The organism is Streptomyces sp. NBC_00328 (assembly GCF_036139655.1).
Classification (GTDB): domain Bacteria; phylum Actinomycetota; class Actinomycetes; order Streptomycetales; family Streptomycetaceae; genus Streptomyces.
Genome location: NZ_CP108013.1, coordinates 8,655,036 through 8,664,535 on the forward strand (window position 1 = coordinate 8,655,036; position 9,500 = coordinate 8,664,535).

Genomic DNA, 9,500 nt, shown 5'->3' on the forward strand with positions numbered 1-9,500 from the left:
CAGAACCGGTGGAAGCGGCGGATCGCGCCCCGGCGACGCGGCAGCGGCGGAAGGAGGACGGCTCGGACGGCAGGACCAGGATCACCGTCATCGTGGCGCTGGGCGCCAACCTGGTGATCGCCGTTGCCAAGGCGGTGGGCGGCCTGGTCTCGGGATCGCCCGCGCTCCTCTCGGAGGCCGCGCACTCCGTGGCGGACAGCCTGAACGAGGTGTTCCTGCTGGCGGCGCTGCGCCGCAGCAGGCGGCCCGCCGACCGGAAGCATCCGTTCGGTTACGGCAAGGAGCGTTTCTTCTGGTCACTGCTCGCGGCCGTCGGCATCTTCGTCATGGGCGGCTGCTTCTCCTTCTTCCAGGGCTTCGAGGCGCTCCGCAACGGCGCCGAGGAGTCCTTCAGGGGCTATATGACGGGGATCGCGGTGCTCGTCGTGGCCCTGCTCGCGGAAGGAGCCTCGCTTCTGCGCGCCCTCTTCCAGATCCGCGGCAAGGGCGGCGACGGCATGCGCGACCCGGCCCTGCGGACCGTCGTCGCCGAGGACGGCACCGCGGTACTGGGGGTGAGCCTCGCGATCGTCGGCATGGTGCTCCACATGATCACGGGCCAGGTCGTGTGGGAGGCCTGCGCCTCCTTCGCCATCGGGCTGCTGCTCGTGTGCATCGCCTTCTGGCTCGGCAGCGACGCCCGCGAGCAGCTCATCGGACGGGCTGTCGACGAGGAGCAGAGCGGCCGGATCCGTGAGCTGCTGAAGGCACAGCCCGAGATCGACAGCGTCGAGGCGCTGCTGACCATGGAGCTCGGCCTCGACTCGACCCTGGTGGCCGCCAGGATCGACCTGGTCCCCGGGCTCGACAGCGAGGAGGTCGAGGAGGTCGCCGTGCGTATCAAGCGCTCGGTCGCCCACACCTTCCCGGAGGCCGACCAGATCTTCCTCGACGTGACCGACGCCGGAGCGGCGCGAGCGGCCGCGCGCCGCGGCGGGGGCGGGACGAGCGAGGGGGTCCCCACGCGAGACGCGCCGACGGGAGACCCCGCCTCCGCACGCGACCCCGCCACGACGGGAAGCCCCGCCGCGACGGGGGAGCGCGGCGGGGCCTGATGTTCGGGTGCCCGACGTCCTTCGGTTCATGCGCACCGGCACCCCGGAAAATCCGGGCGGTCCGTCGGGGGTTCCCGCGGTGCGCCGGCCGGTGGGGTCAGGCGGCCGGTACGTGGTCCCGGCGGTGTGCCGGAGTCAGGCGACCGGCTCCAGCACGAAGACGGGGATCAGCCGGTCGGTCTTCTTCTGGTAGTCGGCGTACGGGGGATAGGCGGCGACCGCGCGTTCCCACCACCGGTCCTTCTCCTCGCCGGTGATCTCCCGGGCCGTGAACTCCTTGCGCTCGGGTCCGTCCTGGAGCTCGACGTGAGGGTCGGAGGTGACGTTGTGGTACCAGACCGGGTGCTTGGGAGCGCCGCCGAGCGAGGCGACCACGGCGTACCGTCCATCGTGCTCGACGCGCATCAGCGGGGTCTTGCGGACCTTGCCGCTCTTGGCACCGCGTGTCGTGAGGATGATGACGGGCAGGCCGGTGTCCATCAGGGTCGTTCCCTTGGTCCCACCGGAACTCTCGTACAACTCCACCTGGTCCCGGACCCACTGCGTGGGGCTGGGCTCGTACTCGCCCTCAAGTGGCATGACTTCCGTCCCATCGTCGCGTCGGACTGGTCGTGTCTCGGCACGATTCAACACCAGCACGGACGCGAATCTTCCGCACCGCGGCCCGCGTGGCTCCCCGTGCCGGGCCGATCCCCCGGTGGGGTGTACCGGGGGCACACCGGCCGGGCCGTACACCGGCCGGGGCCCGGGCCCTCATGACGGGGCCACCAGCACACGCACGGCCAGCAGCATGATCACGCAGCTCGACGCGAGCCCCGTCACCAGCCGTCCCCGGTGGCCCGTCAGCGTCCGGCCGAGCAGGGCGCCGCCCCCGGCGATCAGGAGCTGCCAGCTCGCGGACGCGGCGAACGCGGCGAGCACGAACACCCCCTGCTCCAGCGGACTCACCGCCTCGGCCGTGCGGCTGGCGAGCACCAGCGCGGCGAAGTAGACGACCGTGGTGGGGTTCAGCAGGGTGATCCCCAGCAGGGACAGGTAGGCGCGGACGGGGTGCGGGGGGTCCTGCCCGGTCCGCTCGGCGAGCCTGCGCTCGCGGTAGCGGCGGACCGCGCCGATCGCGCCGTGGACCGCCAGCGCGGCGAGGACCAGCGCGGAGGCCCGGCTGAGCGGGAGCATCACCGGCTGGAGTCCGGCGGCGAGTGCCGTCCCCCCGAGCGTGGCGAGGAGGGCGTAGAGCCCGTCGGCCGTCGCGACGCCCAGCGCGGCCGAGGCGCCGATCCGCAGGGAGGTACGAGCGGTGAGGGAGACGAGGTAGGTCGCGACCGCTCCGACGGGCATGGCGATGCCGTAGCCCGCGAGAAGCCCCGCGACGAGAGCGGCGGTCACGACCCGGGAAGCTCGGGCCTCCGCGGTCGGCCGGGCTGCTGTCGGACCCGCACCGGACGGACGGTGGCGGAGGTCGGCGGCAGGAAGGCTTCGTTCGTGGACATGGGCAGATGTTCGGGCCGCCGGACGCGACCGCGCAACCGGTTTTCGGACGACGGCCGGGCGGTCTTTGCCGAGGGGGTCCGGCCGTACGAGGGCCGTACGGGGTCGTACGAGGACTCTCAGGTGTCTTCGGAGTTCTGGCCGGCACCCGCAGCGCCTGGTCATGGGCCTGGGTGTCGGCGGCACCCGACAGCCCGGCGGCCCTATTTCCCTGTCTCCAGCAGGAGTTGGGCGGCGGCGCGCGCCTGAGCGGCGGGTTCGGTGCTCCGGGTGATGCCCGCCGTGACCATGGCGCCCTCGGCGAGGAGGAACAGATGGTCGCCCAGCGCGGCGGGTCGCCCCGCCGCGCTCACGAGGCCGGCCAGATACGCCTTGAACGCCGTCTTGTGCGCACGGGCCCGCGCGGCCACCCGCTCCGAGGTGGCGCCGAGTTCGCCGTACGCGTTGATCCACGCGCAGCCGCGGAAGCCGGGCTCGGCGAACCACAGGCCCAGCCAGTCGAAGACGGCCAGGATCCGCAGCTCGGGTCTTTGCTGTCCGTCGACGTGCTCGGACAGGCGTGCCCGCCAGCGGACGTCACGCCGCTCCAGATACGCCTCCACCAGTTGTTCCTTCGCCGGGAACAACTGGTAGAGCCGCTTGAGCGAGACCCCCGAAGCGCCGCGGATGTCGTCCATCCCCACGGCCTGGACGCCGCGGTCGTAGAACAGCCGCTCCGCAGCGTCGAGCGCCTGTTCCCGGGCGAGCGCGAGGGCCTGTTCCCGGGTGGTCGTGCTGTCCATGCGGCGGGCTCCTTGACCTGAGAACGAGCGTTCTCTACTTTAGCCGTCAGACTGAGAGAACGTACGTTCTCCGTTGCTTCCGCTCGTGCCCGCGTTCGTGTCCGTGTGTCGAGGAGCTCCCCATGACCGACCGTCCGCCCCTGCCGCCCTTCACCCGCGAGACCGCCCTTCAGAAGGTCCGGGCCGCGGAGGACGCCTGGAACACCCGTGACCCGCACAAGGTCTCGCTCGCCTATTCCGAGGACTCGGTCTGGCGCAACCGGGACACCTTCGTCAGGGGGCGCGCAGAGATCGTCGAGTTCCTCACCGGCAAGTGGGCCCGAGAGCGCGAGTACGCCCTGCGCAAGGACCTGTGGGCCTTCGACGGCAACCGCATCGCGGTCCGTTTCCAGTACGAGTCGCGGGACGCCGACGGCCGGTGGTGGCGTGCGTACGGCAACGAACTGTGGGAGTTCGACGAGCACGGTCTGATGACCCGGCGCGAGGCCTCCATCAACGACGTTCCGATCGAGGAGACGGAGCGCCGGATCCTCGGGCCGCGCCCGGAGGCGGAGCGCGGGCGGACCTTCCCGCTTCGGTAGGAGACCCCTCCCTCCGGCGGGGAGATGGCCGCCACCGGAGGGAAGGCCTTCCCTCCGGTGGCGGGACCCGATCTTCACTAGGGTTCGCATGTGAGCGAACCCACCGGGAAACCCTTCCTCTACGTCGTCGTCTGCGCGGCGGGCGTCGCCGAAGGTGTCGGCACGTTGATCACCGCGGCGCAGGAGCGGGGCTGGGAGGTCGGTGTCATCGCGACGCCCCAGGGCCTCGGCTTCATCGACGCGGCGGTGGTCGAGGCGCGGTCCGGCCGCCCGATCCGCTCCGCCTGGCGGGCCCCGGGCGAGCCGCGCCCCTTCCCCGCGCCGGACGCGGTGGTCCTCGCCCCGGCCACGTTCAACACCGTCAATAAGTGGGCGGCCGGCATTTCCGACACCCTCGCCCTCGGAACCCTGTGCGAGGCATACGGACTCGGCGTCCCGATCGCCGTACTGCCCTGCGTGAACGAGGCGTTGGCGGCACACCCCGCCTACCGCGCCAGCGTCGAGCGCCTCCGCGGAATGGGCGTCCGCTTCGGTGACCCGTACGCCGGTGATGACCAGCAGGGCGGCGGACGAGGGGATTTCCGCTGGGAACGGGTGCTGGACCTGCTGACATTCGAGGTGTGAGGCTGCTCCGGCGCTCGGTCGGGAAGCTCAACCACTCAGAAGCCGGCTGAAAGGCTCAGGCGTCACGAGCGGCCGCGTCCTCTGACATTTCTGTGATACGCCGAGCGGTCACCAGGTAACCCGTGAAGCGAGCGCCTGGTCGAGCCACTACCCGTCCACTAGCTTCTTCGGCCGGGACCAGAACGGTCGTACCCGGAACCGGATGGTAAGCCGTGCCGCCTGGAGGTACCTCGAAGCGAAGGTGCGCCTCGGCGATTGTCAGCACCTGCAAGCGGATGGGTGTGTGTTCCTCCTGGTCGTGATGCTCCTCGCGGAAGTCGATCTCAGCCGCACGCTCGCCACCGACGATGTCGGCGTAATCCTTCGGATCGACTTCCAGTAGCGTCCACGAGACGACATCTCCCGGCGTGAACTCCTGCCCGCAGCAATGGATCTGCCAGTCATCGACCCAAATCGTCATGCTGTCATTGTTCGAGGAGCTCCCCGCCCGTACCAGGGATTTCGTGAGGGTTGCATGGGCCGATGGATGCATTGAGGCTGAGCTGTTCACAGACGGTGGCAACGACGCCGTGGTTCGCATGTCCGGCAGACGGTTTCCAGGGGTCCTGGTGCAAGGCGACTCCTTCACATCCTTCGCGGTGACGTGGTCGAGGTGGTGGAGGCATGCGAGCGAGGCGATCTGGAGAAAGCCCGGGACTCCTCCGTCCTTCTTCTGGCGAGCCTGGATGCTCTGTTGGCGCGATACGAGGCTGAGTTGGGAGAGCATGGGATTTCGAGACCCTACTGAGTTGTCAGGCCATTGGCCTTGGCGGCGGATACCGTCAACCTGATCCACCATGCCTTCCTTGAAGAACATTCACTTGGGGGTTTGCGGCTTCCCCGCGGCTGCGTTTTGGTTGGTTCGGCCGCCTCGGAGAGACTTCGACTGGTGTGGGCCCATGTTGGATCACAGTGCTGACCCACGTTGTCCAGGCCGTAACCAGCCGGAGGAGGTCTGCCCGGCGATCCGTCGACAAGAGCGGCCAGAGGATCCATGTGGGAGCCATCAGAAGGATCATGCATATCAGGCCGACGGCGCACAGGATTGCCGTGACTGCGGCTACCGCCCTGAGGGGCAGCCCGGGAAGCACGAGCATGCGAACTTCTCCAAGTCTCATCGACACGCGTGACTGCACGGTGTTGACGGACTCGGCTCTGAGTGATCACGGGCGCCTAGCGGGTTAGCTGTCGGACTCGGACGACTCTCGCCCTACGACGGCACCCCGCCTCCTGCGGCTACGCCTGTCGATTCGCCCCGGGTACGTTCGGTTCCCCGCCTCCGTTTCAGGCAATGTAGGGGCACAAACGCGTTAGGTACAGCGCGCATTGAAGCGCAGGGAGCGCACCCGCACTCGCGCGCCGTGTGAATGCACTGCGCTCATTTCGCCCGTGCCGCAGAGATGACGTAGAGCCCCGACAGTCACAGAGGTAGTCGGGGTTCTACTCCTCGCGGGTAGGGGAGCCTCCTGGGGCAGGGGGCCTTTACGCCGCGCGGGGCCTCTGGGTGGATCACCAGCCCAGTTCCTGGCGCTGCCGGAGCCGCTCCTCGCGAGTGACCATGATCTTCAGATGCTCCGGGCCGGGGGCCGTCCAGGTGCGGGCCCACGCGTACACCTCGCGGATGATGTACGTCCCGGCCTTCACGTCGGTGACGACGCCCTCCTTCTCGGCGTCCTCGTCCCAGACCTGGTCTCCGACCCACGGCTTCGGCTCGTCCTCGGTCATGACGCCTCCAGCGCGCGGTGCGGGTTGCCCTCGGCGGGCGAGACCCGCCAGAAGCTCGTGATGATTGCCCGGAAGGTCCGGTGTGCAGGGTGGGAGTCCGTGTGCTTGAGAGCCCAGACCTCCGCCGGAAGGGATTCCCCGTCCGTGGCCCCGCTGGATTCACCGCACGTGGTGCACTCGGCTCCGTACATGGGTTCCTGGGGGCGCCCTCGGTCGTCTCCGGCTCGAGGGTCCACTCTGCTGCCTTGATGATCGCTCTCACGTTTCGTCCCTCGTGCTCAGCAGAGCCCACAGCCCGTGTCCGCCGGTGTTCGAGCCGGACTGGGCCGAGAGGCCGTTGACGATGCGGAAGCCGGGGTCATGGCTGTGGCGGAGGCCCAGCTCGACCGAGCCGGCCGAGGCGATCCGGACGCGCGGGCCTGCTTTCGAGAGCGTCATCTCAACCGTCTCGGACCCCGTGGTCATGACGGCGACGAACAGTTCATGCGCGATCTGTTGGGCGTCCTGCCGCTCCAGGCGGGCACCCACCCACTGACGGACCTGCCGGGCTTCGGCGGGATGCGCCTTGAACTCCCGACGCCATGATTGACCCAATTTGAGCATGCTTGTTCCTGGTGGCCGCAGTTTCATCTGCGCAGATAACTCTTATCTGTGCACAGATTGACGGGTGTTGGCGCGGGTCAAGCCAGTCGGGGCAATATGTGTGCACAGATAAGCGACGATCACTCGAAGGCGGTAAGTCCGTGGCACAGCCTGAGTACTTGCGGATCGCCCATGAGCTGCGCCGTTGTATCTCTTCCGGCGAGTTCGGACCCGGCGATCAGCTCCCCACGCTCCTGCCGCTCGCACGCCATTACGACGTGTCGGAGACGACAATCCGCAACGCTCTTGCGCTGCTGCGGAACGAGGGCCTTATCGAGACCCGGGCCAGAGCAGGAACTCGCGTACGCCAGACGCCTCCTGTGCACCGCATGGCCGCCGACCGGTATCGCAACAAGCCCGGTGCTCCGTCCACGCCGTACACCCGGGATCAGGGGATCGGTTGGTCCGAGTACCGCTTGGACAAGAAGTTCGAGCGGGTGGAGGCCACGCCGGACCTCGCCTCCCTCTTCGAGTGCGAGGTCGGAGAGCGCCTGCTCGCGCGGCACTTCGTCTTCCACGACAACGACACCCCGACCCAGATGAGCACCTCGTACGTGCGCTGGAGCGACGTGGAGGGGACCCCCGTGGCGGACGCAATTCATGAGCCGTGGCCGGGTGGGACGAGGGCCCAGATGGCCTCCCTCGGCATCAGGGTCACGCGGATTACCGAGAGCTTCACCTCAGGAATGCCGACCGAGATCGAGGCCAAGATCCTGCGGATCGGTACAGGTGTGCCCGTCCTGCGCTACACCCGGCGCCACGTCGCCGACAACGGCCGGATCGTGGAGGTCGGGCATCCGATCGTGAGGCGAGGTGACACCACTGTGGTCGACTTCGTCATCGACCTGGAGGACTGACAGCAGCGCTGCGGTTCGTTCAGTTTTCTTCCAGAGCGCGGCCTGCAGCAGCGGCGAACGCCTTCATCGGTCCTACCGTGTCGGTGTGTTCGGCATGGTCATCGCGACCGTGGCGGAACAACGCCAGAGTGAACGCCTCCATAGCGGTCTCGGCAGCCCCCGCCACCTGGTCCGGACCGACCACGGTGACTGTGGCAACTCGCTGGCTTAGCTCCAGCCAGAGATGCCCGTGTGCGGACCACTCGGGCATGTCTTCGAAGAGTTCTTTGATTCGGTGACCGATGCCGATGAAGTCCTCGTACGCCATCTGGCGGGGCACGCGGCGTTCCTTCGCGGGATCGGGGCGGTGCCTGAGTTTCAGGAGGAGCGTGTTCATCATCCGCCCCTGCTCGGTGGCCACGTCGCCCGCTCCTCGGCCGTGGCGAGCTGCTCGAGGGGGAGCTGGTGGGCCTCGCGTTCCTTCTCGAACGCCTCGCGCCACTTGTCCCGGTCGCCCGTGAGGTTGGTCATCACGTATACCGGCATGATGATGCCGATGATCAGCAGCACGACGACGATGCCGTACTAGACGAGCTTGCCGACCTCGGGACCTCCGCCACTGTCGTCGGCAGCCGCCAGGGCCCTGAGTAGCTTGGGTATCACGCGGTTACTCCTTGCGGAGTATGCGCAGGAAGAACCAGCGCTGTTCTGGACATGCGAAAGCCCCGGCGGGGAGGCCGGGGCTTGCAGGAAGTTCTCAGTTCGTGTCCCAGTGACCTCCGAAGAAGGCGCTGAGTGTTTCCGTCCGTAGCTGCTCGTATGCCTCGTTCGAAGGACCGAGGCTGTCCCGTAGGGCTGCCATCTCGTCAAACCCGTCCAGGGACAGACGGCAGGCATGGCAGGTGATCCCGTCTGGTGCGTACTGGGTCTGGTCCGCGCTCCTGTCGACCATGCCGAAGAGGAGCGTCGTCTCGGCGGTACAGGACGGACACGGAGGACCCGGGGTCATGATCGATGAGGGGAAGGTCTTGCTGTCGATCTCAACGAAGTGGTCGAACGCCGCAGTGATGACGTGCGGCTCCAAGCTGATCGCGCGCTCTTTTAGTTCCTGCGGAAGGCCCTTGAACCGATCGTCGAAGCGGTGCCGGGCCTGCCTGATCCGAATCTGTACGTCCCGTTCGATCTCGCTTCGCTGCTTGTTGACGGCCACGTTGATCGCGCTTGTCCAGCGACCCCAGAAGGTGTCTATCGGGATGTTGAGGTGCTTGAGCATTGCCGCGATGGTCGTGGCGAGCGTCGGGATCTGACTCTTCGATTCGTCGTCGCCCGACGCATGGACGGTGCCGTTGCGCTGTTCGATCAACAACCTCAACTGGTCAGACACCTTAAGGATGTTCAAGCTCTGTAGCCGAGTCAGCGCTTCCGAAACGGTGATCGTGTAGATCTTGGCTGCCTTCTGAGGGCCTCCGAATTGAACCTTGCCGCTGGCGATGTACAGCGGGTTCATCTTCACAAGGACCGCCTTGGCGAGCCGCTCGATCGCGACACCGGCGTGAAGGGCGAACTCGTCGTACTCGCCTCTCCCATGGTCGTCCATGGCCTTGTGGGCGGCCTTCTCAGCGCCCTGGAAGAGGCTCTCGAAGGAGAGCGAATCGTTCATGAACAGGACATTAGTAGCCATGTACTACA

At 67.6% G+C, this 9,500-nt stretch carries 15 protein-coding genes and 1 riboswitch; of the genes, 5 read left to right on the forward strand and 10 right to left on the reverse strand.

Annotated features, from left to right (window positions below):
* Positions 1-8: 8 nt before the first annotated feature.
* The gene (locus OG485_RS37910) at positions 9-1,094 is read left to right on the forward strand and encodes a cation diffusion facilitator family transporter (protein ID WP_443048973.1); all 1,086 of its coding nucleotides are present in this window, start codon (positions 9-11) and stop codon (positions 1,092-1,094) included.
* Positions 1,095-1,229: 135 nt separating this feature from the next.
* Here OG485_RS37910 and OG485_RS37915 read toward each other — a convergent pair whose 3' ends face one another.
* The 3 genes from OG485_RS37915 to OG485_RS37925 all read right to left on the reverse strand — a co-directional run bounded on the left by OG485_RS37915 (position 1,230) and on the right by OG485_RS37925 (position 3,364).
* Positions 1,230-1,673: a nitroreductase family deazaflavin-dependent oxidoreductase gene (locus OG485_RS37915; protein WP_328673141.1), complete on the reverse strand. Its 444-nt coding sequence runs from the start codon at positions 1,671-1,673 to the stop codon at positions 1,230-1,232.
* 174 nt (positions 1,674-1,847) lie between these two features.
* On the reverse strand, positions 1,848-2,480 hold the full coding sequence (locus OG485_RS37920; RefSeq protein ID WP_328673142.1) for a LysE family transporter: 633 nt from the start codon (positions 2,478-2,480) through the stop codon (positions 1,848-1,850).
* Positions 2,481-2,785: 305 nt separating this feature from the next.
* Entirely contained in the window at positions 2,786-3,364 is a 579-nt protein-coding gene (locus OG485_RS37925) for a TetR/AcrR family transcriptional regulator (protein ID WP_328673143.1), read from the reverse strand.
* A gap of 122 nt (positions 3,365-3,486) precedes the next feature.
* Between OG485_RS37925 and OG485_RS37930 the strand changes: the two genes are divergently transcribed.
* Positions 3,487-3,945: a nuclear transport factor 2 family protein gene (locus OG485_RS37930; protein WP_328673144.1), complete on the forward strand. Its 459-nt coding sequence runs from the start codon at positions 3,487-3,489 to the stop codon at positions 3,943-3,945.
* A gap of 90 nt (positions 3,946-4,035) precedes the next feature.
* Positions 4,036-4,569 (forward strand): flavoprotein, encoded by a 534-nt coding sequence (locus tag OG485_RS37935; protein ID WP_328673145.1) that lies wholly within the window; start codon positions 4,036-4,038, stop codon positions 4,567-4,569.
* A gap of 55 nt (positions 4,570-4,624) precedes the next feature.
* On the opposite strand, the gene OG485_RS44120 is transcribed toward OG485_RS37935, so the two are convergent.
* Positions 4,625-5,101, reverse strand: a complete 477-nt coding sequence (locus OG485_RS44120; protein ID WP_443048846.1) for a DUF6578 domain-containing protein — start codon at positions 5,099-5,101, stop codon at positions 4,625-4,627.
* On the opposite strand from OG485_RS44120, the gene OG485_RS44125 reads away from it, so the two are divergent.
* Entirely contained in the window at positions 5,028-5,399 is a 372-nt protein-coding gene (locus tag OG485_RS44125) for a DUF6959 family protein (RefSeq protein ID WP_443048847.1), read from the forward strand. The two genes, OG485_RS44120 and OG485_RS44125, sit on opposite strands and share 74 nt — an antisense overlap.
* Positions 5,400-5,763: 364 nt before the next feature.
* Positions 5,764-5,909, reverse strand: a riboswitch (cyclic di-AMP (ydaO/yuaA leader).
* A 208-nt stretch (positions 5,910-6,117) separates the two neighbouring features.
* Here OG485_RS44125 and OG485_RS37945 read toward each other — a convergent pair.
* The 3 genes from OG485_RS37945 to OG485_RS37950 form a co-directional block, all read right to left on the reverse strand.
* Entirely contained in the window at positions 6,118-6,333 is a 216-nt protein-coding gene (locus tag OG485_RS37945; RefSeq protein ID WP_328673147.1) for a hypothetical protein, read from the reverse strand.
* Positions 6,330-6,524, reverse strand: a complete 195-nt coding sequence (locus OG485_RS44130; RefSeq protein ID WP_443048848.1) for a DUF7848 domain-containing protein — start codon at positions 6,522-6,524, stop codon at positions 6,330-6,332. The genes OG485_RS37945 and OG485_RS44130 overlap by 4 nt, the downstream gene beginning before the upstream one ends.
* A 67-nt stretch (positions 6,525-6,591) precedes the next feature.
* On the reverse strand, positions 6,592-6,936 hold the full coding sequence (locus OG485_RS37950) for a hypothetical protein (RefSeq protein ID WP_328673148.1): 345 nt from the start codon (positions 6,934-6,936) through the stop codon (positions 6,592-6,594).
* A gap of 140 nt (positions 6,937-7,076) precedes the next feature.
* Between OG485_RS37950 and OG485_RS37955 the strand changes: the two genes are divergently transcribed.
* On the forward strand, positions 7,077-7,832 hold the full coding sequence (locus OG485_RS37955; protein ID WP_328673149.1) for a GntR family transcriptional regulator: 756 nt from the start codon (positions 7,077-7,079) through the stop codon (positions 7,830-7,832).
* Positions 7,833-7,851: 19 nt separating this feature from the next.
* On the opposite strand, the gene OG485_RS37960 is transcribed toward OG485_RS37955, so the two are convergent.
* The 3 genes from OG485_RS37960 to OG485_RS37970 form a co-directional block, all read right to left on the reverse strand.
* Positions 7,852-8,232 carry a hypothetical protein gene (locus OG485_RS37960; RefSeq protein WP_328673150.1) on the reverse strand — a complete coding sequence of 127 codons (381 nt, stop codon included), beginning with the start codon at positions 8,230-8,232 and terminating at the stop codon, positions 7,852-7,854.
* Positions 8,208-8,381, reverse strand: coding sequence for a hypothetical protein (locus OG485_RS37965; RefSeq protein WP_328673151.1), 174 nt, complete (start codon positions 8,379-8,381; stop codon positions 8,208-8,210). The genes OG485_RS37960 and OG485_RS37965 overlap by 25 nt, the downstream gene beginning before the upstream one ends.
* 187 nt (positions 8,382-8,568) lie before the next feature.
* The gene (locus OG485_RS37970) at positions 8,569-9,471 is read right to left on the reverse strand and encodes a hypothetical protein (RefSeq protein ID WP_328673152.1); all 903 of its coding nucleotides are present in this window, start codon (positions 9,469-9,471) and stop codon (positions 8,569-8,571) included.
* Between the last annotated feature and the right edge of the window lie 29 nt (positions 9,472-9,500).

Bases quoted from the DNA above. Each gene is read 5' to 3' on its own strand.
- OG485_RS37915 (WP_328673141.1), bottom strand. From the start codon at position 1,673: ATGCCACTTGAGGGCGAGTACGAGCCCAGCCCCACGCAGTGGGTCCGG.
- OG485_RS37925 (WP_328673143.1), bottom strand. From the start codon at position 3,364: ATGGACAGCACGACCACCCGGGAACAGGCCCTCGCGCTCGCCCGGGAA.
- OG485_RS37930 (WP_328673144.1), top strand. From the start codon at position 3,487: ATGACCGACCGTCCGCCCCTGCCGCCCTTCACCCGCGAGACCGCCCTT.
- OG485_RS44125 (WP_443048847.1), top strand. From the start codon at position 5,028: ATGCTGTCATTGTTCGAGGAGCTCCCCGCCCGTACCAGGGATTTCGTG.
- OG485_RS44120 (WP_443048846.1), bottom strand. From the start codon at position 5,101: ATGCATCCATCGGCCCATGCAACCCTCACGAAATCCCTGGTACGGGCG.
- OG485_RS37945 (WP_328673147.1), bottom strand. From the start codon at position 6,333: ATGACCGAGGACGAGCCGAAGCCGTGGGTCGGAGACCAGGTCTGGGAC.
- OG485_RS44130 (WP_443048848.1), bottom strand. From the start codon at position 6,524: ATGTACGGAGCCGAGTGCACCACGTGCGGTGAATCCAGCGGGGCCACG.
- OG485_RS37950 (WP_328673148.1), bottom strand. From the start codon at position 6,936: ATGCTCAAATTGGGTCAATCATGGCGTCGGGAGTTCAAGGCGCATCCC.
- OG485_RS37970 (WP_328673152.1), bottom strand. From the start codon at position 9,471: ATGAACGATTCGCTCTCCTTCGAGAGCCTCTTCCAGGGCGCTGAGAAG.